22 protein-coding genes are annotated in these 23,837 nt (G+C 70.9%); 11 read left to right on the top strand and 11 right to left on the bottom strand.

Annotated features, from left to right (window positions below):
• Nucleotides 1–16 precede the first annotated feature (16 nt).
• Nucleotides 17–331 (bottom strand): hypothetical protein, encoded by a 315-nt coding sequence (locus tag ABGB18_RS30015; RefSeq protein WP_347698980.1) that lies wholly within the window; start codon nt 329–331, stop codon nt 17–19.
• Nucleotides 332–469: 138 nt separating this feature from the next.
• Between ABGB18_RS30015 and ABGB18_RS30010 the strand changes: the two genes are divergently transcribed.
• Nucleotides 470–964, top strand: coding sequence for a carbonic anhydrase (locus tag ABGB18_RS30010; protein ID WP_347698979.1), 495 nt, complete (start codon nt 470–472; stop codon nt 962–964).
• A gap of 404 nt (nt 965–1,368) precedes the next feature.
• On the opposite strand, the gene ABGB18_RS30005 is transcribed toward ABGB18_RS30010, so the two are convergent.
• A complete protein-coding gene (locus tag ABGB18_RS30005) occupies nt 1,369–3,435 on the bottom strand; it encodes a DNA topoisomerase IV subunit B (protein WP_347698978.1) in 2,067 nt (688 codons plus the stop codon).
• Nucleotides 3,436–3,682: 247 nt separating this feature from the next.
• On the opposite strand from ABGB18_RS30005, the gene ABGB18_RS30000 reads away from it, so the two are divergent.
• Nucleotides 3,683–3,913 carry a hypothetical protein gene (locus ABGB18_RS30000; protein WP_192786721.1) on the top strand — a complete coding sequence of 77 codons (231 nt, stop codon included), beginning with the start codon at nt 3,683–3,685 and terminating at the stop codon, nt 3,911–3,913.
• A gap of 439 nt (nt 3,914–4,352) precedes the next feature.
• Here ABGB18_RS30000 and ABGB18_RS29995 read toward each other — a convergent pair whose 3' ends face one another.
• Entirely contained in the window at nt 4,353–5,087 is a 735-nt protein-coding gene (locus tag ABGB18_RS29995) for a GNAT family N-acetyltransferase (protein ID WP_347698977.1), read from the bottom strand.
• An 86-nt stretch (nt 5,088–5,173) separates the two neighbouring features.
• Between ABGB18_RS29995 and ABGB18_RS29990 the strand changes: the two genes are divergently transcribed.
• Nucleotides 5,174–5,920, top strand: a complete 747-nt coding sequence (locus ABGB18_RS29990) for a peroxide stress protein YaaA (protein WP_347698976.1) — start codon at nt 5,174–5,176, stop codon at nt 5,918–5,920.
• Nucleotides 5,921–6,434: 514 nt separating this feature from the next.
• Here ABGB18_RS29990 and ABGB18_RS29985 read toward each other — a convergent pair.
• From ABGB18_RS29985 to ABGB18_RS29975, 3 genes are all read right to left on the bottom strand, one after another.
• Nucleotides 6,435–8,099, bottom strand: a complete 1,665-nt coding sequence (locus ABGB18_RS29985; protein ID WP_347698975.1) for an RNA polymerase sigma factor — start codon at nt 8,097–8,099, stop codon at nt 6,435–6,437.
• Between the two features lie 242 nt (nt 8,100–8,341).
• The gene (locus tag ABGB18_RS29980) at nt 8,342–10,435 is read right to left on the bottom strand and encodes a SpoIIE family protein phosphatase (RefSeq protein WP_347698974.1); all 2,094 of its coding nucleotides are present in this window, start codon (nt 10,433–10,435) and stop codon (nt 8,342–8,344) included.
• Nucleotides 10,436–10,679: 244 nt separating this feature from the next.
• The gene (locus tag ABGB18_RS29975) at nt 10,680–11,249 is read right to left on the bottom strand and encodes an HhH-GPD-type base excision DNA repair protein (protein ID WP_347698973.1); all 570 of its coding nucleotides are present in this window, start codon (nt 11,247–11,249) and stop codon (nt 10,680–10,682) included.
• A gap of 154 nt (nt 11,250–11,403) precedes the next feature.
• On the opposite strand from ABGB18_RS29975, the gene ABGB18_RS29970 reads away from it, so the two are divergent.
• The 6 genes from ABGB18_RS29970 (at nt 11,404) to ABGB18_RS29945 (ending at nt 16,299) form a co-directional block, all read left to right on the top strand.
• Entirely contained in the window at nt 11,404–11,628 is a 225-nt protein-coding gene (locus tag ABGB18_RS29970; RefSeq protein ID WP_347698972.1) for a hypothetical protein, read from the top strand.
• Between the two features lie 353 nt (nt 11,629–11,981).
• A complete protein-coding gene (locus ABGB18_RS29965; RefSeq protein ID WP_347699037.1) occupies nt 11,982–13,472 on the top strand; it encodes a hypothetical protein in 1,491 nt (496 codons plus the stop codon).
• 81 nt (nt 13,473–13,553) lie between these two features.
• Nucleotides 13,554–13,913 carry a hypothetical protein gene (locus ABGB18_RS29960; RefSeq protein WP_347698971.1) on the top strand — a complete coding sequence of 120 codons (360 nt, stop codon included), beginning with the start codon at nt 13,554–13,556 and terminating at the stop codon, nt 13,911–13,913.
• Nucleotides 13,914–14,099: 186 nt separating this feature from the next.
• Nucleotides 14,100–14,855, top strand: a complete 756-nt coding sequence (locus tag ABGB18_RS29955) for a 5-oxoprolinase subunit PxpA (RefSeq protein WP_347698970.1) — start codon at nt 14,100–14,102, stop codon at nt 14,853–14,855.
• Complete coding sequence (locus tag ABGB18_RS29950) at nt 14,852–15,472, top strand: allophanate hydrolase subunit 1 (RefSeq protein WP_347698969.1); 621 nt, start codon at nt 14,852–14,854, stop codon at nt 15,470–15,472. Before ABGB18_RS29955 ends, ABGB18_RS29950 begins: the two co-directional genes overlap by 4 nt.
• On the top strand, nt 15,469–16,299 hold the full coding sequence (locus tag ABGB18_RS29945; RefSeq protein WP_347698968.1) for a biotin-dependent carboxyltransferase family protein: 831 nt from the start codon (nt 15,469–15,471) through the stop codon (nt 16,297–16,299). The genes ABGB18_RS29950 and ABGB18_RS29945 overlap by 4 nt, the downstream gene beginning before the upstream one ends.
• On the opposite strand, the gene ABGB18_RS29940 is transcribed toward ABGB18_RS29945, so the two are convergent.
• The gene (locus tag ABGB18_RS29940) at nt 16,277–17,110 is read right to left on the bottom strand and encodes a PhzF family phenazine biosynthesis protein (protein WP_347698967.1); all 834 of its coding nucleotides are present in this window, start codon (nt 17,108–17,110) and stop codon (nt 16,277–16,279) included. The genes ABGB18_RS29945 and ABGB18_RS29940 overlap by 23 nt on opposite strands.
• 60 nt (nt 17,111–17,170) lie before the next feature.
• On the opposite strand from ABGB18_RS29940, the gene sthA reads away from it, so the two are divergent.
• Nucleotides 17,171–18,586 (top strand): Si-specific NAD(P)(+) transhydrogenase, encoded by a 1,416-nt coding sequence (gene sthA / locus ABGB18_RS29935; protein ID WP_347698966.1) that lies wholly within the window; start codon nt 17,171–17,173, stop codon nt 18,584–18,586.
• A 13-nt stretch (nt 18,587–18,599) separates the two neighbouring features.
• On the opposite strand, the gene ABGB18_RS29930 is transcribed toward sthA, so the two are convergent.
• From ABGB18_RS29930 to ABGB18_RS29915, 4 genes are all read right to left on the bottom strand, one after another.
• Complete coding sequence (locus tag ABGB18_RS29930) at nt 18,600–18,839, bottom strand: ricin-type beta-trefoil lectin domain protein (protein ID WP_347699036.1); 240 nt, start codon at nt 18,837–18,839, stop codon at nt 18,600–18,602.
• A gap of 74 nt (nt 18,840–18,913) precedes the next feature.
• Nucleotides 18,914–19,567, bottom strand: a complete 654-nt coding sequence (locus ABGB18_RS29925) for a substrate-binding domain-containing protein (RefSeq protein WP_347698965.1) — start codon at nt 19,565–19,567, stop codon at nt 18,914–18,916.
• A 17-nt stretch (nt 19,568–19,584) separates the two neighbouring features.
• Nucleotides 19,585–20,271 carry a DoxX family membrane protein gene (locus ABGB18_RS29920; RefSeq protein WP_347698964.1) on the bottom strand — a complete coding sequence of 229 codons (687 nt, stop codon included), beginning with the start codon at nt 20,269–20,271 and terminating at the stop codon, nt 19,585–19,587.
• A 35-nt stretch (nt 20,272–20,306) separates the two neighbouring features.
• A complete protein-coding gene (locus ABGB18_RS29915; protein ID WP_347698963.1) occupies nt 20,307–21,836 on the bottom strand; it encodes an MFS transporter in 1,530 nt (509 codons plus the stop codon).
• A gap of 266 nt (nt 21,837–22,102) precedes the next feature.
• On the opposite strand from ABGB18_RS29915, the gene ABGB18_RS29910 reads away from it, so the two are divergent.
• Nucleotides 22,103–23,830: a hypothetical protein gene (locus ABGB18_RS29910; RefSeq protein WP_347698962.1), complete on the top strand. Its 1,728-nt coding sequence runs from the start codon at nt 22,103–22,105 to the stop codon at nt 23,828–23,830.
• The last annotated feature ends 7 nt before the right edge of the window (nt 23,831–23,837 follow it).

Genomic DNA, 23,837 nt, shown 5'->3' with positions numbered 1-23,837 from the left:
GCAGCCCGACCGAACGTCAGGTGGCGGCGGCGATGGCGGCCGGGAGGGCGAGCAGCAGTTCGTGGGGCTCGCCGCCTTGCCAGTGCCGGACGAGCCGGTTGCCGGCCTCCCCCGGATCGAAGCCCTCACACCCCAGCGGCCCGAAGCAACCCGCCTCGTCCAGCACGAGAATCAGCGGGTCGTCCTCGGGGAGGCTGGCCGCGTAGACGGCGGTGTCGAGGAGGGCCAGGGCGCACTTGGCGTTGCGGCCGTCGTCCCTGGACTCCACACGGTCGAGGCGGCGCCGGGCCTGGACACGGAAATACTCGGCGAGCGATTCGGACCTACTCACGACAACCTTCTTCGAAGACGTACACAGGGCTACGACATCATCACGCGAAGTGAAGCGTTTTCGTGGGAGGTTGGCCAACTCCAGCCTGTCGCCACCCCGGAAAAGACCATCCGTAGGGCATAGGGGATCATTTTTGACATGAGCTCGTTCGACGACGTGTATGCCGCCAATGCGAAGTTCGCCAAGAGGTTCGGGAGCTCCGGGTTGACCGGCCGCGCCGCCCGCGGGCTGGCGGTCGTGACCTGCATGGACTCCCGCATCGACCCGCTGGGGCTGCTGGGGCTGAAGGCGGGCGACGCCAAGATCCTCCGCAACGCCGGGGCCCGGGTGACGGACGACGTGCTCCGTACGCTGGTGCTGGCGGTCTACGTGCTCGGGGTGGACCGGGTGCTCGTCATGCCCCACACGGACTGCGGCATGAGCAAGGTGACGGACTCGGACGTGCACGCCCTGACCTCCGAACGCGGCGTGGACACGCGCAGCCTGGAGTTTCACACGGTGCCCGACCAGAACGAGGCACTCCGTCACGACCTCATCCGCGTCAGGACCACCCCGTTCTTGCCGGAGGGTCTCCCGGTGGCCGGAGCGATCTACGACGTCCACACGGGCCGCCTGACACCGTCACCGCACTGACGACGGACGCGCCCGCACCCCCTCCCCGACGACCATCTGGGCACCTCGACCCGCGGACCCGCCAACGGGGCGAGCTCCGCCGCTCCGAGACGCGCGATCTGACCAGGTCACTCGGACTGCCCCCAGCAGACCAAACTGGCTCTCCGCCCGGGGTCCGTGCGACCAGCCGCAAAACGGCTGTGAGTGACCAGGACCTCGGGCAGCCTCACAAGGCGGCCGGGCCGGGCGGCCGGTGACCGGGCGCGAAGATCAGGAGCCCGCCATGGCACGACACACCCTGCGAGATAGCGCTCCGAAGCCCGCGCCCGCACGCTGCAAGCGCCCGGATCTCATGCAGCCGAGGCCGTATGAGCTCCAGGGGGCGGCCACACCGTCGCACACCGGCTGTGGCCGCACCCGCGCTCTCACGCGTCGATGTGATCGCGATCGACCTCGGCCGCGCTGTTGACGATGAACTCGCGCCGCGGCGCCACGTCGCTCCCCATCAGCAGGTTGAAGATGCCCTCGGCACCCTCGGCGTCCTCGATGCGCACCCGGCGCAGGATGCGGTGCCGCGGGTCCATCGTCGTCTCGGCGAGCTGGTCGGCGTCCATCTCACCCAGACCCTTGTAGCGTTGCACCGGATCCTTCCACCGCTTGCCCCGCCGCTCCAGGTCACGCAGCACCTTGTGCAGCTCGGCGTCGGAGTAGCAGTAGATGTATTTGTCCTTGCCCCGGCCGGGATTGGTCAGCTCGATGCGGTGCAGCGGCGGCACGGCGGCGAACACCCGCCCCGCCTCCAGCATCGGCCGCATGTAGCGGTGGAAGAGCGTCAGCAGCAGGGTGCGGATGTGCGCGCCGTCCACGTCGGCGTCGGCCATCAGGATGACCTTGCCGTAGCGGGCGGCCTCGATCTCGAACGAGCGCCCGGAGCCGGCCCCGACCACCTGGATGATGGCGGCACATTCGGCGTTTTTGAGCATGTCGCTCACGGACGCCTTCTGCACGTTGAGGATCTTGCCCCGGATCGGCAGCAGAGCCTGGAACTCCGAGTCACGGGCCAGCTTGGCCGTGCCCAGCGCCGAGTCACCCTCGACGATGAACAGCTCGCTGCGGTCCACGGCGTTGCTGCGGCAGTCGACCAGCTTCGCGGGCAGCGCGGAGTTTTCCAGCACGCTCTTGCGCCGCTGGTTGTCGCGGTGCTCGCGGGCCGCGATGCGCGCCTTGGCCGCGGCCACGATCTTCTCCAGAACGGCCCGCAGCGGCTGCTTGTAGCCGCGCGGCGGGTTGGCGAACAGCTCCTTGAGCTCTCGCGAGACCACGTGGGAGACGATGCGGGTGGCCGCCGAGGTGCCGAGCACCTCCTTGGTCTGGCCCTCGAACTGCGGCTCCGGCACCCTCACCGTGACCACGCCGGTCAGGCCCTCGGAGATGTCCTCCTTGTTGACCGGGTCGTCGCCGTTTTTCAGCAGGCGGGTCTCGCGCAGCAGCTCGTTGACCGTGCGGACCAGGCCGCGCTCGAATCCGGTGAGGTGGGTGCCGCCCTTGGGGGTGGCGATCACGTTGACGAACGAGCGCACGGTCGACTCGTAACCCTTGCCCCAGCGGATCGCCACGTCCACGGTGAGCTCGCGCTGCACCTCGGTGGGCGTCATGTGGCCCTGGTCGTCGAGGACCGGCACGGTCTCGTGGAAGTGGCCCACGCCCTGCAGGCGCAGCACGTCGCAGACGGGCTCGTCGCTGGCCAGGAACTCGGTGAACTCGGAGATGCCGCCGTCGAAGCGGAACTCCTCCGAGACGCGCTCCTCCTGCCTGCTGTCGAAGACGGCCAGGGTCAGGCCGGGGACCAGGAAGGCGGTCTGGCGCAGGCGCACGTGGATCTCGTCGAGCGAGACCTCGGCGTCCGGCAGGAAGATCTGCTTGTCGGCCCAGAACCGGACCCGCGTGCCGGTGACCTGCTTCGGCAGCTTGCCGCCGATCCGCAGCCCCGACTTCTTCTTGAACTTGGCGGTGGGGCCCTCGCCGTCGAAGACGCCGGGGACGCCACGCCGGAAGCTGATCTCGTGCACGAGGCCGGCGAGGTCGACCTCGACGTCGAGCCGCGCGGACAGGGCGTTGACCACCGAGGCGCCGACGCCGTGCAGGCCGCCGGAGGCGGCGTAGGCGCCGCCACCGAACTTCCCGCCCGCGTGCAGCTTGGTGTAGACGAGCTCGACGCCGGCCAGGCCGGTCTTCGGCTCGATGTCGACCGGGATGCCGCGCCCGTTGTCGCGGACCTCGATGGAACCGTCCGCGTAGAGCTCGACCTCGATGCGGTCGCAGTGCCCGGCCAGCGCCTCGTCGACGCCGTTGTCCACGATCTCCCAGAGGCAGTGCATGAGCCCGCGGCTGTCGGTGGACCCGATGTACATGCCCGGTCGCTTGCGAACCGCCTCAAGGCCCTCAAGCACCGACAGGTGACGAGCCGTGTAACCCGCCTCCACTAGCGTCACTCCAGCTCCCCTGATCTAGGCATCGAACACGTGTGCGTAGCTTACCGTTCTTCCCGTACGCGCGCGTACAAGCTTGCCATGGCGCGACGTTTGTCGTTACCAGCAGACTGATCATCATTACCAAGGGCCACATTCTGCTCTGGGCGTAGAGACCAGGCGGTTGGGAACGTCCACGTCCGGTTAGATGTTGTTCCAAGTGACTGACGCCAGATCCTCGCTTCGGCGGGGGTGACCCGAAAGGCGATACGTGACTGGAGCTCTCGCCCCCGTTAAGCCGCTGACGGCCCTCGACCGCTGCGACCGCTGCGGTGCCCAGGCCTATATTCGCGCAACCCTCCCTGTGGGTGGGGAGCTGTTGTTCTGCGCCCATCACGGGCGTCAGCACATCGCAGCGTTGCGTGAAAAGGGTGCCGACATCCTGGACGAGTCGGCTCGCCTCAGCGAAACCTCTTCAATCGCCCCCAACGACGAGCGCTGATCCTTGGCGCTGGTCGTGATGACATAACTCATTTGCACAACCGCGGACGGCGGTCCCGGCACACCCGGGCCGCCGTTCCGCACGCCCAAACTCCATCGGCCCGCACCCACCACGCGCGGCCCACCCTCGCAGGGATCCCTGGCCCACACGGCCGGCCGGCTCCTCCCGAGCCATCGTTCCGCATTCGCCACAGCCGACTCCCCGGGCCGTCATTCGCATCGCGACGGCCTCCCTGAGGAAGCACGGTCCGCACGTCCGAGCCCGCATCACGTCCGAGCCCGCATCACGGGTGAGGCCACGTCCAGGCAGGCCGGGGCCCCGGCCGGGCGAGGGCTCCCGTCGCACGCTCAAACCGTGGCCCCAGGCCCCGTTTCGCCCGCTCAACGCCCGGTCACCCGTCCCACACGGCCGGATTCCGGCCCACGTCACGCGGACGGCGTCATAGGGCCCGGTAGTGATAGCGTCCGGCGGTCTCGAAGCCCTCACTGCGATAGAGAGCTTGCGCGGCCTGGTTGGGTGCCGTGGTGACCAGATAGGCGGAGTTCGTCCCGCCATGGCGCATCAGGGCCCGCAGCACCTTGCGCGCCAGGCCGCGGCGGCGCGCCTGCGGCAACGTGGCCATGCAGTAGATGCCGAGCGTGTCACCCTGCGGCACGCCCCGCCCCACCGCCAGCGCCATCCCGTCCTCCTCGTACGCCGCGTACCAGGCGGGCACGCCGGTGCAGATGCGCTCGGCGACCTCGACCGCGCTGTCGAAACGCCCGTCCACGGTCCACCATGTCTCCAGCCACCCCGGCCACGGCCGCTCCGCGATCCTGACCCCCGAGCCGCCCCCCCGATCCCCGCCCCCGTTCCCGTCCCCGTTCGCGGAGTCGAGGCGGGGCGTACCAGCCATGATGATCGTCGAGTCGACCTGCCCGTAGCCTCTCCGCGCCAGTTCGTCCTCCAGCCCGGGCGCGGAATTCGACCCCATAGAGAAGACACAACGCTGCCCGCGCTCCCGGTAGAACGCCTCCGCCGCGCCGATGGCCCCGTCCAGATCCTGAGGGATGGTCAGGGCCAGCACCGAGTTGGCCCGCTTGGTCACTCCCCCGGCATAACGCAGCACCCACCCCTCGTGGACGTGCTGCTCGTAGGCGGGCCATGCCTCGTGGACAAGTAGGTCAAAATTCACCCGCGCAGCCTAATTGACCTGCTCTCCCCCGCCTTCATCCGGGCTACGGCCCGGTCACAGGCGGTGGCGCCGTAAGGTTGGCAGTCGTGCTGATGTTGTTGCCGCCGTCCGAGGGCAAGGCCCACGAAGGGGACGGCCCGCCCGTCGGAGAGTTGTCCTTCCCGGCCCTCGACCGGACCCGCAAGCGGGTGATCACCGCACTCGTACGCGCCTCCAAACGGCGCGACGCCCTCGACGTGCTGGGCCTGACCCCCGGCCTGGCGGGCGAACTGGCCAAGAACGCGGCCCTGAAGACGGCCCCCACCCTCCCGGCCGCCGCCCTCTACACCGGCGTGCTGTACGACAACCTCGGTCTGGACACCCTGGACAGCGATGCGAGACGGCGCGCGGAGGATTCCGTGCTGATCTTCTCCGGCCTCTGGGGTGTGGTGAAGATCACAGACCGGATCCCTCCGTACCGCCTCTCGATGGGCGTCAACCTTCCGCCGCTCGGGGGTCTGGCGGCCTTCTGGCGCCCCCAGATCACGAAGGAACTGGACCGGGTCTCCGGGCTGGTGGTGGACCTCCGCTCGGCCACGTACACGGGGGCTTGGCAGCCCGGCTCGCGTTCGGTGACGGTCCGGGTGTTCCGGGACGGCAAGGTCGTCAGCCACATGGCCAAGGCCACCCGAGGAGAAATCGCCCGTGCCCTCCTCCACCAGGACACCACCCCCTCATCCCCCGACGAGCTAGCCAAAACCCTCGACGCCCTGGGCTACACCGTCGACCTGACCGCTCCCCCACGCCCGAACCGCCCCTGGACCCTCGACGTCCACCTCACCGGCCCTGCCTAGACCCAAACGGGACGACACACCCAAGCGACCCATTTCCGGTGGACGGTCCAACACCCCGCTTCCAGGAGACGGGCTGTCGCGGACGGCACGCGAGAGGGTCGCCTGCGGGATGGGCTGGCTGTGAGTGGACGCGCAGTGGCCGGCCGCAGGACCGGCCGGCCGCAGGATGGCACACAAGAGGCTTCCACGTGTGATGCGCCGTCCAGCACCCGGACCGCGAGATCACGCCTGAGAGACGCCGCAGGGACCGCCTGCGGGCATGTGGGCAAGCCGGCATACGACCGCGCGCACGACTTCGCCAGGCGAGAACCAGAAAGAGCGGACCTCCTGGCCAGGCGCCCCCGCCACGAGCAATACCCAACCGACCCGCTGGCGCGCCCGCTCTCTGCTCCTGCCCGGCTGCCCCACCCCGACACGAGTCCCCGGAAACCCCATCCCACCCGAAACGATCCTCAGAAATACCATCGCCCCGCCCGGATGAGCCCGGGCGGGGCGATGGGTGGATGAGCGTTGGTCAGTCCAGGTAGTCCCGCAGCACCTGGGAGCGCGACGGGTGGCGCAGCTTGGACATGGTCTTCGACTCGATCTGGCGGATGCGCTCGCGCGTCACCCCGTAGACCTTGCCGATCTCGTCCAACGTCTTCGGCTGTCCGTCCGTCAGGCCGAAGCGCATCGACACGACGCCCGCCTCCCGCTCCGACAACGTGTCGAGAACGGAGTGCAACTGCTCCTGGAGCAGCGTGAAGCTGACGGCGTCGGCCGGCACGATGGCCTCGGAGTCCTCGATGAGGTCACCGAACTCGCTGTCCCCCTCCTCACCCAGCGGGGTGTGCAGGGAGATCGGCTCGCGGCCGTATTTCTGGACCTCGACCACCTTTTCGGGGGTCATGTCCAGCTCACGAGCCAGCTCCTCCGGCGTGGGCTCGCGGCCCAGGTCCTGCAGCATCTGCCGCTGGACGCGGGCCAGCTTGTTGATCACTTCGACCATGTGGACCGGGATGCGGATGGTCCGCGCCTGGTCGGCCATGGCACGCGTGATCGCCTGCCGGATCCACCACGTGGCGTAGGTGGAGAACTTGTAGCCCTTGGTGTAGTCGAACTTCTCCACGGCCCTGATCAGGCCCAGGTTGCCCTCCTGGATCAGGTCGAGGAACAGCATGCCGCGCCCGGTGTAGCGCTTGGCCAGCGAGACCACGAGCCGGAGGTTGGCCTCCAGCAGGTGGTTCTTGGCACGGCGGCCGTCCTCGGCGATCCACTCCAGCTCGGCCCGGACGTCGACCGGCAGCCCGTCGGTCTCGCCGCTGCCGAGCTGCTCCTCGGCGAACAGACCCGCCTCGATGCGCTTGGCCAGCTCGACCTCCTGCTCGGCGTTGAGCAGGGGGACCTTACCGATCTGCTTGAGGTAGTCCTTGACCGGGTCGGCGGTGGCGCCGGCGGCGGCGACCTGCGCGACCGGGGCGTCATCGTCGTCGTCGGAGAGGATGAGGACCTCGTCCTCGCCCTTCTCGACGGCGACCTCGGCGGCCTTGGGCTCGGCCTCGTCCTCGGACTCCGGCTCGGAGTCGTCGTCGGAGTCGCCCTCGGAGTCGGACTCACCGACGATCTCGTCGTCCTCGACGTCGAGATCCTCGAGGTCCTCCAGCTCCACGTCGCCGTCGAGCTCGATGTCCTCGTCGTCGTCGGAGTCGGCCCTGGAGCCCTCGGGCGCCTTCGGCTTGGTCTCGGCAGGCCCACCGTTCTTCGGCTCGGCCTTCTTGGCGGCGGCGGGGGCCGCGGCCTTCTTGGCCGCCGGAGCGGCCTTCTTGGCAGGGGCCGCCTTCTTGGCGGCCGGCTCGGCTTCAGCGGTGCCCACGACCGCGGTCACGGTCTCGGGCTGCTGCTCTTTGGCGGCTGCCGCCGTCTTGGTCTTGACGGGGGCGGCGGTGCGGCGCTTTGCTGGACCACGAGACTTCTTCGGCGCAGCCGAATCCGCGGCGGTCACCACCACGGTCACGCCCTCTTTGCTGAGGTTCCGCAAGAACGCGGCGGCGTGCGACATGGGGATGTCCGCCTCCTCGAAGGCCTGACGAACATCCTCAGACTCGAGGAAACCCTGCGAGCGCCCACGCTCGAGCAGTCGCTGAATGACGGGCTCGTTCAGCTCTTGTGGCTTCGAGCGAGTCGAACTTGCAGGCGACACGAACACCTCTCGAACGAACGCGTGGCGACAATGGACCCAGATGCCCGCTGGGGGGCTGTTGCCTCTCTCGGAGATCGGTGAGGCCGTGCGGACCGCGACGGACCTGCACAGCATTCTGGCATGACCCCGCACTCCATACGGCCACCTCCCGGCGGTTGACCTCCACCCTAGGCCGACCAAGACAGTAGTGCGTACGTAAGCGGGGCACTGATACCCGAAAGCAACCGTTATGACTGTTTCATTCAGTCACTCTTCGTGGCGGGCGGCACGTGGATGGCCAGGGCGGTAACGTCATCATCCTGTTCATATCCAGACAACATTCGATCAACCAGGAAGTCCAGCAACATATGCGGACTACTGACGACCTCAGGCGGCGCTTCGGTCACAACACTGCAAACCTCTGCCAGTCCGGCATCCAGCCCGCGCTTCCTGTTCTCCACGAGTCCGTCGGAGTAGAGCACGGCGGTATGGCCGGGCGGCACCACGAACCGGAACTGCCTGCGACTGGTCGGCCAGCCTAGCGGAGTGCCGGGCTCCGCGTCGCAGAGGATCGCCGTGCCCTGCGGCGAAACCAGGACGGGCGGCGGATGACCGGCCAGGGCCAGCGTGCCCTCGCCGGTCACCGGCTCGACGACCATGTAGGCCAGGGTCGTGACCTGTTCCTCTTCTTCGGTGGCCTCGAATACGCGGTCGAGACCGGTGAGCACGGCCGCTGGCGGCGGGTTGGTCAGCGCCAGCGCCCGCATGGCGTTGCGGATGCGGCCCATGCCCGCCGCGGCCTTGACGCCCTTGCCCATGACGTCGCCCACGACCGCCGCGACCCGCCCGTCCTGCAGCACGAACGCGTCGTACCAGTCGCCGCCGACCTGGACGTGGCGGCTGCCCGAGCGGAACCGCTGGGCCAGCTCCAGGCCCTTGACCACGGGCAGGCGGTCGGGCAGCAGGCTGCGCTGCAGCGTCTCGGCGGTGCGGTGCTCGCGCTCGAACAGCGTGGCCCGCTCGACCGCCAGCGCGCACTGGCCGGCCAGCGCCTCCAGGAAGACGCCGTCCTCCTGGGAGATCTTCTGCGGCCTGGTGAAGGAGAACCGCAGCGCGCCGAGTGCTCGTCCCGCCGCGAGCAGCGGCAGGCCGACCCAGGCCCGCTCGTCGCTGTGGAAGAGGTAGTTGGCCAGGATCTCCTCCTCGCCACCCGCCTCCAGGAGCTGGGCCTTCAGCGACTCGGGCGACTCGGCGAACACCGGCCGGCGGCTGTTGACCGCCATGGTCATGACGCTGGAGCTGGACAGCGGGATCTCCTCGCCGGCCACCCCGGACGCCTCGGGCACACCCTCGCCGTTGATCAGCTTGAGCGCCGCGCGGTCGGTGTCGAGCAGCGCGACCGCCGAGCGGTCGGCCGCCAGGGCCGTACGGCCCACGTCGATGATGACCTGGACCACCTGCTCCACCGTGAGCGCCTCGGCCAGCATCGCGGTGGCGCCCTGCAGCCGGGCGGTGCGCAGCGCCGCGGCGCCGAGCTGGTCGGTCAGCCGGCCGCGCATCTCCTCGGCCTCGCGCTGCGGGGTCACGTCGGTGTTGGCGCCGACCCACTCCACGACCCGGCCGTGGCGGATGATCGGCACGGCCCGCACCTCGAAGTGGCGGTAGCCGCTGGCCCGGGTGCGCACCCGGTAGTTCCACTCGAACATGGTCCGCCCGCGCAGCGCCTCCCGCCAGGCCTCCTCGGTCTGCTGGCGCTCCTCGGGGTGCACGACCTCCAGCCAGCCGCTGGCGAGGTATTCCTCCAGCCCCTGGCCGGTGATGGCGCGCCACTGCGGCGCGTCCTCGACGACGGCCCCGGTGGGCGAGGTGATCCAGACGAGCTGCGACTGCGCCTCGACCAGCGACCGGTAGCGCTCCTCGCTGCGGCGCAGCGCCTCCTCGGTCTGGCGGCTCTCGGTCACGTCGAGCCCGACCAGGGCGATCGCCCGCAGCTCCCCCGCCTCGTCGTGGACCGGTGAGAACGACAGCGACCAGTGCCGGGTGTCGCCCTCCGCCGAGCGCACCCGCACGCGGCTCTCGGTGACCGGCGCGTCGCTCTCGATGACGGCCTGTACGGCGTGCGTGATGATCTGGCTGAGGTCGGCGGCCAGCACCTCCACGGGCTGACGGCCGATCATGTGGTCCGCGGGCACGTTGACGACATCGCTGAACACGTCGTTGACCCGCTGGACGCGGCCATCGCCGTCGAAGAACGCGAAGGCGAACTCGGCCTCCGACAGCATGCCCTTGAAGAGGGCGGAGTCTGAGATGTCCACATCCGACTCCCGGGGACGGGGAACGGAGGTCTCGGCGCTCATGGTCGGCACCTCCGTCGCGTGCCAGGGTCTCCCACGCGGCACATCTCCATAACTGTGTATCGGCGTAGCGCAGCTCCGGGCGACCGGATTCTGCAGTACATCATCGGCGATGGGCATGTGTGGACGGAAGCCCCCGTCGCGGCCGGGTCGCCTTTAGGGTCAACGCATCCTGTCAAAGTAGCTCCACATTGCGCAGCAAGATCAGGTTACAGCGCAGGATTGTCGGGCCCGCCTACGGGCCTTCCTACTGGGCCTTCGCCGCGCGCTTGGCCTCCTGCTTGGCTGTGCGCACGCGGGTCAGGCTGTCGGGGTCGACCACGTCGGCCACCGAACGGTATGACCCCTCCTCGCCGTAGAGTCCGGCCGCCTCGCGCCAGCCTGACGGCTGGACCTCGAGTTGCTTACCCAGCAATGCCAAAAAGATCTGGGCCTTCTGCTTGCCGTATCCCGGGAGGGCCATCAATCGTTTCAGCAACTCTTTGCCGTCCGCCACCCCTGCCCACATCCGCTCCGGCTGCCCGTCGTAGTGCTCCACGAGGTAGGCCGCGAGCTGCTGGACCCGGCCCGCCATGGATTTGGGGTAGCGGTGCACGGCCGGTTTCTCCGCCAGCAGCGCGGCGAACGCCTCGGGATCATAGGAGGCCATCTCCGCGGCGGTGAGATCGTGCCCCAGCCGTTGCGAGATCGTGTAAGGCCCCGTGAACGCCCACTCCATGGGGACCTGCTGGTCGAGCAGCATGCCGACGAGCAGGGCGAGCGGGCTGCGGCCGAGGAGCTCGTCTGCCTCGCTCCGCTGGGCGAGCTGGATGCGCATGGAGACAGCTTTGCATGAATGCGCACCGGGTGAAGTGAACACAGGCTCCGCAGAGCCTTGACAGAGTCCCGAGAAAGAGTGAAATGAGAGCGCAAGTCGCCCTGTAGACGTTCCTGGGGGTTTGCCCCCAGGTCTCCAGAGGAATCTCACATCTATGCTCGCTCTGGCCACACGGTTCCTCAGGGAGCCGGTCAGTCTCAAGCTGGCCGAAGAGTTCCTGACCGTGCCCGTGGACACGATCGACCGCTGTGTCGCCGACGTGTGCGCGTGCGCACAGCACCTGGGCATCTCAGCGACGCCCGAAATCGTGGAGCGCATCGCTCGCGAGCACCTGCTCGCGATCGTCAACTCCGCGCCTCCGCCCCGAAGCCTCCGCTGAGGCACCACCAGCAGATCGAGGCACCACCAGCAGTTCCAAGGCACCGGTAGTCCCAAGGCACCAGGCTCACCAGATCAGAGGCACCCCTCATACCGAAGGCCCGCGTGCCTCAGTACCTGCCGGTCGCATGCCCCGGCGCCTGTCCGGCGGCATGCCTCCGGGGCCTGCCGAACGCGTGCCCGCGGCGTCCGCGCCGTCGTACCCTGGGGCGCGAGGAGGTTCCCCGATAACATCGGGGTCACCAGGCCGTGTTCTACGCACCGTTTGCGCCTGGAATACGAGAGAGTGAGGGCGTGCGCCGACACCGACGAGATCCCAGGGAGAGCACTTCGCCGGACGACGTGTTCCAGGAGATGGTGCAGGCGGCTCGCGAGCTGCTGGCCGTACGCAGCCCGCTGGACGCGGAGCTGATGGTCTCCGACATGATCGGCGCCTGGTGGGGCAGGCGGGTCAGGGGCGGTGACGTGGAGCAGGTGCTCGGCGAGGGTCTGGTCGACTACGCCGCCAAGGCGGGCACGCCGGCCTCTCTCACGCTGCTCATGTGCCTGGCCTACCTCGGCACGGCCCGCCAGGGCGCCAAGGCCGAGGGCGCGGCGCTGGCCATGATGGAGTCGGGCGTGGCCAGGCCGGGCTGGGCCGACCGGGTGGGCGCCGTCAAACCGGCCGGCTGCTACGTCTCCCGCGACGCCTATGGCGACCAGGACACGGTGATCTGCACCTTCGCCTACCGCTGGAACGAGAACTCACTGCCCGAGGACCTGCACGCGCTCGTCATGGTCGTCGACTACAACATGAGCGGCATGGCCCGCGACGCCTGGGTGTCCTCGCAGGTCGACAAGCTGCTGGAGCAGGCCAGGGCCGAGGCGGCGGGCAATCCGCTGCTGCTGTTCGAGGAGGTCCAGCCCGAGCAGGCCAGGGCCCTGCTGGAATCGGCGATGAAGGCCACCAGGGAGCCGAAGACGCCACCGCCGGTGAGCGAGAGCTACAGCTCCTACCACGCCTTCGCCCGCGCCCGGCTCAAGGCGCTGCCCCCGGGGCGCAAGCGGCCGGCGCCGCTGCACATCGAGGCCCCGTACAGCAGGGAACGGCGGGCCATGCTGGCGGCGGAGTTCCTGGCCTCCGACGCGGCCGAGCACCTGTCCGACCCGTCATCGGCCTCACGCTGCGCCGACCACATCATCGACTACGGGTGCGAGCAGGACTTCAACCGGCCGCTGCGGGTCAGCCCGACCAAGTGCCAGACGTTCCTGCTGGACTGGCTGCCGCGCAAGGTGATGCTGAGCGTGGCCGAGCAGGAGGCGATGCCGCACGTGATGTCGGCGTGGGTGCGGTTCGCCGCCCGCCGCAACGGGCTGCCCGAGCAGGGGCTGAAGGCCACGCTCGACGCCGTGTGGGAGGCCATCGGCAAGTTCCCCGAGGCCTACCGGGATCCGACGTCGTTCGGGCTGGACCGGCCGCTGCTGGAGCGGCTGCTGCCGGACGGCGACCTGTCGGCGCTGGCGCGGCGGGTCTTCGCCTTCCCCTACCTGCAGGGCACGCACAACGGGATCGAGCTCGACCGGCTCAACCCCGCCGACGAGGCCGACCGCCGTACGTTACTCGAGCTCGACCACGGCGGCGCGATCGATCAGGAGCACCTGGCCTGGCACGAGGAGATCGCAACGCGGCTGTGGGAGGGCGACCCGCCGCAGTTGTGGGAGGCCGCGCAGCGTCTGCTCGACCTCGGCCACGACCGACATGACGTGCTGCACGTGCTGATCGAGATCGCCGAGCGGATCGGCGGCGACCCCGACGAGCTGGCGGCGGCACTCGACGACATCGCCGACATCCCCGACGAGATCTGAGCCACTAGAGTCTCCTTCTATGGCGATGTACACGCACCTGGGCGCCGGCCGATACCAGGCTTCGGAGCGCACCCAGGGGCCGTGGGATCCCGGCACCCAGCACATGGGGCCCGTGACCGCGCTGATCGTCCACGAGCCCGCCGCGACCGCACCCCGGCCACGCCCGTCCCGGGACCCCCGCCGCCCATCCCGCCGCGTTCCGAGGAGCACGCCCGCTCGTGGCTGGGCTCCGGCTTCGGGCACGGCAGGGCGCTCGACTGGCGTTTCGTCACCGGCCATCCCGGCGTGACCGGCCTGGCCACGGCCTTGGGCAAGCTGACCATCCTCCTGGTCGGGGGCGAGGAGACGACGCCGCTGGAGCGCCTGGCGCTATTCGCCAATAGCGCGACGGCGTCGGCTCGACGTCGACTCCACCACGCACGTGTTCGTGAACGTGCCTGACGATCCCTCGCGGCGAGTGGATCTGCGTGACTCCTCCGCTCCCTGGAGGGAGCAGCTTCTCGCTTCCCTCAGCTGAGGTAGGCGACGGACAAGCCCTGCCCGTTCAACCACGGAGACGCTATCAAAGCGCCGGGCGACGCAGACATTGTTCGTCGTGCCGAGGCGGCCATAAGCCATGATGGGGGCATGGTGATCGACCTCAACGCGGATCTGGGCGAGGGCTTCGGCATCTGGCGGCTCGGCGACGACCTGGCGCTGCTCGACGTGGTCACAAGTGCCAACGTGGCGTGCGGATTCCACGCGGGCGACCCGGTGACCATCCGGCGCACGTGCGCGGCGGCCGTGGACCGCGGCGTGGCGATCGGGGCACAGGTGTCCTACCGGGACCTGGCGCACTTCGGGCGCAGGGAGATGGACGTCGAGCCGGAGGAGCTGTGCGCCGAGGTGCTCTACCAGCTCGCGGCCGTCGACGGCATCGCCAGGGCGATGGGCGGCCGGGTGTCCTACGTCAAGCCGCACGGCGCGCTCTACAACCGCATCTGCCGCGACAAGACGCAGGCGTCCGCGGTGATCGACGCGGTGGCCGACTACGACCCGGCGCTGCCGGTGCTCACACTGCCCGGCTCGGTGGTGCACGAGGTGGCGGCCGGCGAGGGGGTGCCGACGGTGAGCGAGGCGTTCGCCGACCGGGCCTACACCCCCGAGGGGATGCTGGTGCCGCGGCGCGAGCCGGGCGCGGTCATCCACGACGCCGGTCAGGTGGCCGCCCGGGCCCGCCGGATGGCCGTGGACGGCTCTGTGATGGCCGTAGACGGGAGTTCTGTCCCTATTTCCGCCCGGTCCATTTGCGTCCACGGAGACACGCCTGGCGCGGTCCGGCTGGCGCAGGCGGTGCGGGACGAGTTGCTGGCTGCCGGAGTGGTCCTGCAGGCGTTCGCGTGATCCGTGCCGCCGGGGAGCACGGGCTGCTCGTGGAGACCGGCTCGCTGGAGCTGTCACATCGGGTGCACGCGGCGCTCCGGGCCGAGCGGCCCGAGGGGGTCGTGGAGATCCTGCCAGGGCCCGAGACCGTGCTCGTGGTGGCGCCGGGGGCGGATCAGGGGCGGTTGCGCGCCCGGCTGGAGGCGGTCGTGGACCGCGAGCGCGGCCGGCGCGGCTCGGCGGCGGCCGAGGGGCCCGTGGTGAGGATCCCGGTGGTCTATGACGGGGCCGATCTCGACTCGGTGGCGGAGCTCGCGGGGATCTCCGTGGCGGAGGTGGTCTCCCGGCACTGCGGGCGGGAGCTGGTGGTGGGGTGGCTGGGGTTCGCCCCGGGGTTCGCCTATCTCACCGGGCTGGACCCGCTGCTGGAGATGCCCCGGCTGGACACGCCGCGCACCTCGGTGCCGGCGGGGTCGGTGGCGGTGGCGGGGCCCTACTCCGCGGTCTATCCGGGGCCCTCGCCGGGTGGGTGGCGGTTGCTCGGGCGCACGTCCGTGCGGGTGTGGGACGTGGCGGCCGATCCGCCCTCGCTGTTCCGGCCGGGCATGCGGGTGCGGTTCGAGCCGGACAGCGCATGATCGAGGTCCTGGCGCCCGGCCCGTACGCGACCGTCCAGGACCTCGGGCGGCCCGGCTACGCCCACCTGGGCGTGCCCCGGTCGGGGGCGGCCGACATGGAGAGCCTGAAGCTGGCCAACCGGCTGGTGGGCAACCCGGAGGGGCTGGCGGGGATCGAGCTGACGTTCGGCCTGGCCAGGTTCCGCTTCCGTGAGGGGGCGTGGGCGGCGCTGGCGGGCGCGCCGCTGGACGCGGCGATGGGAGTGCCGTTCTGGGTGCCCGCGGGCGGGGAGTTGCGGCTGGGGGCGCCCGCGCGCGGGCTGCGTACCTATCTGGCCGTGCGCGGGGGGATCGCGGTCGAGCCGGTGCTCGGCAGCCGGTCCACCGACTCGTTGTCGGGGCTCGGGCCCGAGCCGCTGCGGGCGGGCACGCTGCTGCCCGTCGGCCCGCCCCAGGGGGAGATCCACGCGGATCTGGCGCCGCCGCCCGAGCCGCGGCCGCCCGTGCTGCGGGTGCTGCCGGGGCCGCGCGACGACTGGTTCGTCCCGGGGGCGCTGGAGCTGATGTGCGCGCGGCCCTACGAGGTCAGCCAGGACAGCAACCGCGTCGGCGTCCGCCTGCGCGGGCCCGAGCTGGCCCGGGGCAGGGACGGCGAGCTGCCGAGCGAGGGCATGGTCGTGGGGGCCGTCCAGGTGCCGCCGAGCGGGCAGCCGATCGTCTTCCTGGCCGACCACCCGCCGACCGGCGGCTATCCGGTCATCGCCGTCGTACACGCCGCGGACCTGGCCGTCGCCGCCCAGCTCAGGCCGGGCGACGAAGTACGGTTCACAACTCGACGCGGCCGGTGACGCTCGTGATGGAGGCGCCGCCCACCCACACCTCGCCCTCGGGGCCGGTGGAGACGTGGATCTTCCCCGAGCGCCCGATCGCGGTTCCCTGCCGGGCCACGTAGGGAGCCGTGGCCCGGCCCGTCCGCAGCAGCCATCCGGCGAGGGACGCGTTCAGGCTGCCCGTCACCGGATCCTCCACGGTGGCACCCTGGTACGGGAAGAACGCCCGCACCTCGAACGCGTACGGCGAGCCCGCCGGGTGGGCCCCCACCACGCCGATGTCGTGCGTAACCAGCCCCGGCCGCAGTGCGAGCACCGACTCGGCGTCGGCGAGCAGCACCCCGATCCAGCCGGGACCGTTGTCGGCCCACTCGATGTCCACGATGTCGCCCCGCTTGATCCTCAGGGACTCGGCGATCCGCTCGGCGAGCTCCTCCTCCACCGGGCCCGAGCGCAGCAGCGGCGGCGCCTGGAACGCCAGCCCCTCGTCCGTCCTGCGCACACGGACGAGCCCGGCCCCGCATTCCTGCACGATCTCGGTCTCGGAACGCGGCCGGCCGCCCGCCTCCAGCCAGGCGTGGCAGGAGCCCAGCGTCGGGTGCCCGGCGAAGGGCAGCTCGCTCACCGGGGTGAAGATCCGCACCCGGTAGTCGGCCTCGGACGTGGTGGGCGGCAGCAGGAACGTGGTCTCGGACAGGTTGGTCCACCTGGCGAACCGCTGCATCTCCTCCGTGTCCAGCCCCTCGGCGTCCAGCACGACCGCCAGCGGGTTGCCCTGGTAAGGCGCGTCGGTGGGAAAGACATCGACCTGAGTAAAGGGACGCGACATAACCCGGAGTCTCCCAGACAGGTCTTTCCCCGTTCACACGGCACCCGCAGACTGGAGGGCGTGGCGGACTTTGACGTAGTGGTCCTGGGCTCGGGACCGGGTGGGCAGAAGGCCGCGATCGCGGCGGCGAAGCTCGGCAAGAAAGTGGCGGTGGTCGAGAAACGGCACATGATCGGCGGCGTCTGCATCAACACCGGGACGATCCCGTCCAAGACCCTGAGAGAGGCCGTGCTCTATCTCACGGGGCTCAACCAGCGCGACCTGTACGGCGCCAGCTACCGCGTCAAGGACGAGATCACGGTGGCCGACCTCGGGATGCGCACCCAGCACGTGATCGGCCGCGAGGTCCAGGTGATCCGCAGCCAGCTCGGCCGCAACCACGTGACCGTGCTGCCGGGCACCGGGCGGTTCCTGGACGCGCACACTATCGGGATCACCCGTGAGCAGGGGAACATCGAAGAGGCGAAGGTCACCGCCGACAAGATCGTGATCGCCACCGGCACCTCGCCCGCCCGTCCCGACACCGTCGAGTTCGACGACAGGACCGTCATCGACTCCGACGCCATCCTGCACCTCGACCGTGTCCCCGAGACCCTGGTCGTGGTGGGCGCCGGGGTCATCGGCATCGAGTACGCCTCCATGTTCGCCGCCCTCGGCACCAAGGTGACGGTGGTGGAGCGGCGCGAGCGCATGCTGGAGTTCTGCGACCTGGAGATCGTGGAGGCGCTGAAATACCACCTGCGCGACCTCGCGGTGACCTTCAGGTTCGGCGAGAGCGTGGCAGCCGTCGAGCGCCGCCCCGGCGGGGCGCTGACCCTGCTCGAGAGCGGCAAGAAGATCCCCGCCGACTGCGTCATGTACTCGGCCGGCCGGCAGGGCAAGACGGCCGAGCTCTGCCTGGAGGCGGCGGGCCTGGAGGCCGACGACCGGGGCCGGATCGCCGTGGACGCGAACTACGCCACGAAGGTCCCGCACATCTACGCGGTGGGCGACGTGATCGGCTTCCCGGCGCTGGCGGCCACGTCCATGGAGCAGGGCCGGCTGGCCGCCCAGCACGCGTGCGGTGAGCCGGTCGAGGACCTGCGCGAGCTGCCGCCCATCGGGATCTACACCATCCCGGAGATCAGCTTCGTCGGGAAGTCGGAGGACGAGCTCACCCGGGACAAGGTGCCGTTCGAGGTGGGCATCTCGCGGTATCGGGAGCTGGCCAGGGGGCAGATCATCGGCGACTCGTACGGGATGCTCAAGTTACTCGTCTCCTCCGAGGACCGGCGGCTGCTGGGCGTGCACGTGTTCGGCACGGGGGCGACGGAGCTGGTGCACATCGGGCAGACGGTCATGGGGTGCGGCGGCACGGTCGACTACCTCGTCAACGCGGTGTTCAACTATCCGACGCTGGCGGAGTCGTACAAGGTGGCGGCGCTGGACGCGATGAACAAGATGCGGGTGGTGGCCCGGCTCACGGCGGGCATGTGAGCCGGGCGGTGGCTCAGGTCAGCGTCCACTTCTGGTTGGCACCGCCGGAACACGACCACAACGGCAGCCGGCCGCCGTTGGCCGTACCGCGGTCGACCACGTCGAGGCACTTGCCGAGCGCGCGCAGCGTGCCGTCGCCCGGGCGGGTCCACCACTGGGCGGCGCTGCCGTTGCAGGTGTAGAGCTGTACGGCGGCGCCGTCGGCGTTGCTCCCCCCGGCCACGTCCACGCACTTGCCCGCCAGGCCGACGATCGTGCCTCCGCCGCCACCCGGGTTTCCGGTCTGCGTGCCGACCAGGTGAAGGTCGCGGTGGTGCGGGCGGGCGGTCAGCGCGGGACCGGGCCTGTGGAGCCGCGGACGATCACCTCGGTGCCCAGCGAGACGTGCAGCGCCTCCAGGGTGTGCCTGCCGAGCAGCCGCATCAGCAGCGTGACCGCCATCCGGCCCATCTCCGCCAGCGGCTGGCGCACGGTGGTGAGCGGCGGTGAGGTCGCCGTGGCGACGTCGATGTCGTCGAACCCCGCCACCGACAGGTCTCCGGGGACGCGCAGCCCCCGCTCGGCCGCCGCCCACAGCGCCCCGACCGCCATCTTGTCGTTGAACGCCACCAGCGCCGTCGGCGGCTCGGGCAGGTCCAGCAGCTCGCCGGCGAAGTAGGCGGCCGAGACGGCCACGATGTCCTTCGGCGGCGGGGTCCTCGGGTCGATCACCACGAAGGGGAAGCGGCGGTCGCGCAGGCGTAGGAGTTCCTCGCCGGGCTCGGGCCGCAGGATGAGGACCGCGCCCGCGACGCCCTGGCGGCCGGGCAGGGCGGGCAGCACCGCGGAGCGCTGGGCCGCCTCCCCCGCGCCGAGGATCATCTGCCTGCCGTGCGGCTCGATGGTCTCCCCCACCGAGGAGACGATGAGCCCGAAGTAGTCCGTGAGCACGTACGGGCAGCGCACGTAGATCGCGCGCGCTCTGCCCGCCCTGGCCGCCATGCGCGCCCCCCGCTCGGTCAGTCGGTGGCGGGGCGGCGGCCGCGGGCCGGGGGCTTCTTACGGCCCGCCACCAGCGTGTCGCCCTCGGCGGGAACGGGGGCGGGAGCGGGGGCCTCCGGCTCGCCCTTCGCCGGACGGGCCGGCTCCGGCTCGCCCTTCGCCGGACGGGGATGGGGGGCCGGGTCCTCACCCGCCGGGGCGGGCGGATCCTCCTGCGCGGCGGGGGTATCAGCGGGTTTGTCCGGGTCGCGCAGCGAGGCGATGACCCGTTCGGCCTCGGTGTCGGCGGCGAACTCGTTGGCCGCCTCCGACTCCCTGCGCCGGATCACGACCATGTGATCCACCGACACCCGCCCCGCCCCGACCACGGCGAGCAGGAGTGCGGCGGCGCCGAGCAGGATCAGCTCGTTCATGGTGATCGGATTGAGCGGCGGCGCCACCACGAAGACCGCCAGCGCCTCGGCGAAGAGGACCAGGCCGGTGGTGGAGACCGCCAGCCCGGCGATGAGCAGCGCGCCGCCGATGAGCTCGGCGAGCATGGTGACCGTGGCCCAGGCGCCCGGCGCGGGCGCACCCTGCTCCAGGAACTTCGCCCCGGTGATTTTCAGCCCGTCTTCCAGCTTGGTCCAGCCATTGGCGAAGAAAATACCGCCCACGCCGACGCGGGCGACTAACGCGGCAAGATCACGAAAGACCTGTTTCACGGTTGTTGTCTGCCCTAATGGTGACATGGCACACCTCAATCACGGCTGAGCAGCACGGCCACCGCGACGGCGGTCAGGCTGAGCAGGACGACGCTGACGACCACGGTCGTGTGCAGGGCGTTCACGAAGGCCCACCGCGCCGCGTCGAGCAACGCGCCGCCCGTGCTGCCGCCGACCTCGTGGGCCACGTGGGCGGCCGCGGCCAGCGACTGCCTGGCCTCGTCCATGCCGCCCGCGGACACACCGGGCACGGCGGGCAGGCCGGGGGCGTACACGATGGTGGTGATCGTGCCGAGCACGGCCACGCCCAGGCCGGCGCCCAGCTCGTACGCGGTCTCCTCGATGGCCGCGGCGCCGCCCGCCTGGGCCTCCGGGGCCGCGGCCATGATCGTGTCCGAGGCGGCCAGCAGCGCCACCTGCACCCCGAAGCCGATGCCCACGAAACAGACCGCCAGCATCACGGGATGGCGCTCGACCCCCCAGGTCAGCGTGGGGGTCAGGGCCAGCGCGACGAGCCCGAGGCCGCCGCTCATGGTGGCCCGCATGCCGATCCGGGGCAGGATGTGGGCGGCGGCGAGCCCGCCCGCGATGGCCGACAGCACCAGCGGCAGCATCCTGACCGCCGCGTGCAGCGGGCTGTCGCCCAGCACGAGCTGCAGGTATTGGGCGAGCATGAGCTGCAGCCCCACCAGCGCGAACACGCCGAGCAGCACACCCGCGACCCCGGTGCTGAACGCGCGCCGCCGGAAGAGCCCGACCTCCAGCAGCGGCACGCGCAACCGCGCCTGCCTCCGGACGAACGCCCCCAGGAAGCCCAGCCCGGCCACGAACACCAGCAGCGAGGCCCACAGCGGCATCAGGCTGCCCGAGCCCGCCTCCTTCAGCCCGAAGGCCAGCGCCAGGATCCCCAGCACCGACAACGCCGCGCTCGCGCCGTCCCACGGCCGCGCCTTGCGCTCGGGCGACTCGGGCAGCAGCCGGACCGCGGCGGGCAGCAGCACCACCAGGATCGGCACGTTGATGAGGAAGACCGCGCCCCACCAGAGGCCGACCAGCACGCCGCCGATGAGCGGCCCGACGGCCGCGCCCGCCGCCGCGACGGCGCTCCAGACGCCCAGCGCGATGGCCCGCTCGCGCCGGTCGGTGAACACCTGGCGGATGAGCGAGAGCGTGGCCGGCATGATCATCGCGCCGCCGACGCCGAGCAGCGCCCTGGCCAGGATGAGGGTCAGCGGGGTGGGGGCGAACGCGGCGGCCGCCGAGGCCACGCCGAAGAGCACGAAGCCGCACAGGACCAGGCGTTTTCTGCCGTATCTGTCCCCGAGCGTGCCGAACACGATCAGCAGCGGCGCGACCACCAGCGAGTAGCTGTCGATGATCCACAGCAGTTGCACCGCGGACGGTTCGAGCGCGGCCGTGAGCGCGGGCACCGCGATGTGCAGAACCGTGGCGTCGACCGTGATCAGCAACAGGCTCAGGCACAGCAGTACGAGAATGGCCCAGCGGCGGTCATGGTGTTCGGGGTCGGCAGTCCGTACGGAGGGAACGGCCTGGGTGACGGTCATGGGTCTCCTTGCGGGCCGATCCGTGCACAGGGCCCGCACGTGCGGTTGGGCAACGGCCGCTGGCGAAATGCGGGCTAGACGCTCACTCCTCCCGAGCTGTTCAACCCCTGATTCCCGCGCTCCGGCTTGCGTCGCAGCTTAGGCCATGTCAGGCACTTGTCATAGCGGTATCAGCCGATCCACGGTGGCCCCCGCACCTCTCTAGAGAGATACACCCATATGTCGCTACCTATCCAACTTTCAGCCATCCGCCGATCATGGGTCAGGTGAGGATCGATCAAGGTAACGGTAACGGCAACATTCCGGACAGGTCCTCACGCGAGTGGTGCCAGGAGGCCCTGACCAGGCTGCACGCCGGCCGCCCCGAGTCCGCGCTGGACGCCGCGCGGCGGGCCGCGGACCTGGATCCGGGCGCGGAGTGGCCGTACCGGCTGATGAGCCTGGCGCACGAGCGGCTGGGCCGCGACGCCGACGCCGTACGCGCCGCGGAGCGGGCCTCCGACCTGGCCTGCGGCTCCTGGTCGGCCCGCCTGCGCCTGGCCGCGATCCTGCGCCGGGTGCCCGGCCGCTGGTGCGAGGCCGCCGAGCAGGCCGCGCTGGCCAGGAAGTTCGCCCCGGAGGAGGCCGACCCGGAGGTCATGGCGGGCGACCTGGCCCTGCTGAACGGCGAGCACGCCGACGCCGAGCGGCACTACCGGGCCGCGCTGAGGACCGACCCCGGCCACCCGCAGGCCCAGGTCAACCTGGGTCTGGCCCTGCTGCGCTGGGACCGGCCCCGCCCGCACCACGATCCGGCCTGGCCGGTGGACCCGCGCGAGACGGGCCGGGCCAGGCGTGCGCTGGAGGTCTGGTCCCGCCAGTCCCGCCTCCTGGTCGCCGTGGCCACGGTGGCGATCGGGGTGTGCGCGCTCTTCTTCGACTGGGGCGCCCAGGCGCAGCTCGGCGGATTCGCCGTGCTGGTCCTGCTGGTGCCGCTCACGGTCAGGCAGGCCCGGCGGGTCGGCCGCTGGCCGTACGTGCCCGCGATGCTCTCCAGGGACCCCTGGCTGGGCGCGTCCGTGGTGTCGGCCGTGGTGTCGGTGGCGGCCTTCGCCGCCTGGCTGCTGCTGGCGGCGGTGCCCTCGGTCCCGGCCGCGCTCGACCCGGTGTGGGCCGGGCTGGCGGGCCTGGTGGTGCTCGGCTGGCCGGCGCTGGCGGCCCTGCGCGCGCTGGCCGGGGCGTGGCGCGGGCGTCCCCTGCTGGCGCTGGCCGAGACGGCGCGCGCGGACGAGCGCAGCGCCAGGCGCAACACCGGCGTGACGCTCTGGATCGTGCTCGGCAGGACCTGGTCGGTGCTGGTGCCGCTGCTGGGCGGGGCGCTCGCGGTGGAGCCCAGGGCCGCCGTGGTGGCGGTGGCGGTGCCGTACCCGCTGGTGCGCGGCTACCTGCGGGCCAGGCACCGCGACAACGGGTGGCTGCTCGTCGCGACCGCGCTCGTCGTGGCCTCGGCCGCGGCCTGCGCGGCGGGCGGGCTGCTCGGGTCGGCGTGGGCGTGGCGCGCCGGGCTGGGCGCGCTGGGCGCGGCGGTGGTGGTGTTCGCGGTGCGGGCGCTGCGCGCGTGGTGGCGCGGCGCCCCGGGGCCGTGGCGCGCCTCCCTGATCATGTGCGACCTGCCCATGGGCTCCGCGCCCTCCGTCCCGTTGGACGCCGAGGTCCGCCAGACCTTCTCCTACGCCCGCGGCATCGTCCTGTCCTACGGCGACGACCGGGGGCCCAGGGTCGCCGGGGCGGTGGCCTCCGTGACGTCCTCCGGCGAGCTGCGCCTGATCGCCGAGACGGAGGCGTGGGCGGCCATCGAGGCCGATCCCCGGGTGGCGGTGTTCGCCACCGACCCGCTGCAGCGCCGGTTCTGGGTCGAGGTGCGCGGGATCGCGCTGCCCGACTCGAACGTCCTGCGCGTCACCCCCAAGCAGGTGTCCGTGGGCGAGTTCCCTGGGCGGCACCAGCGGCGGTGACTAGGAT

It is taken from the genome of Nonomuraea sp. B12E4, from assembly GCF_039871825.1.
Taxonomy (GTDB): Bacteria; Actinomycetota; Actinomycetes; order Streptosporangiales; family Streptosporangiaceae; genus Nonomuraea.
Note: the sequence above shows the minus strand (reverse complement) of the source record. Positions and strands in the feature narration are given on the sequence as shown.

Coding starts and splice junctions, on each gene's coding strand:
- ABGB18_RS30010 (WP_347698979.1), top strand. CDS start 470: ATGAGCTCGTTCGACGACGTGTATGCCGCCAATGCGAAGTTCGCCAAG.
- ABGB18_RS29980 (WP_347698974.1), bottom strand. CDS start 10,435: ATGAGCGCCGAGACCTCCGTTCCCCGTCCCCGGGAGTCGGATGTGGAC.
- ABGB18_RS29975 (WP_347698973.1), bottom strand. CDS start 11,249: ATGCGCATCCAGCTCGCCCAGCGGAGCGAGGCAGACGAGCTCCTCGGC.
- ABGB18_RS29970 (WP_347698972.1), top strand. CDS start 11,404: ATGCTCGCTCTGGCCACACGGTTCCTCAGGGAGCCGGTCAGTCTCAAG.
- ABGB18_RS29965 (WP_347699037.1), top strand. CDS start 11,982: ATGGTGCAGGCGGCTCGCGAGCTGCTGGCCGTACGCAGCCCGCTGGAC.
- ABGB18_RS29955 (WP_347698970.1), top strand. CDS start 14,100: ATGGTGATCGACCTCAACGCGGATCTGGGCGAGGGCTTCGGCATCTGG.
- ABGB18_RS29945 (WP_347698968.1), top strand. CDS start 15,469: ATGATCGAGGTCCTGGCGCCCGGCCCGTACGCGACCGTCCAGGACCTC.
- ABGB18_RS29940 (WP_347698967.1), bottom strand. CDS start 17,110: ATGTCGCGTCCCTTTACTCAGGTCGATGTCTTTCCCACCGACGCGCCT.
- ABGB18_RS29925 (WP_347698965.1), bottom strand. CDS start 19,567: ATGGCGGCCAGGGCGGGCAGAGCGCGCGCGATCTACGTGCGCTGCCCG.
- ABGB18_RS29915 (WP_347698963.1), bottom strand. CDS start 21,836: ATGACCGTCACCCAGGCCGTTCCCTCCGTACGGACTGCCGACCCCGAA.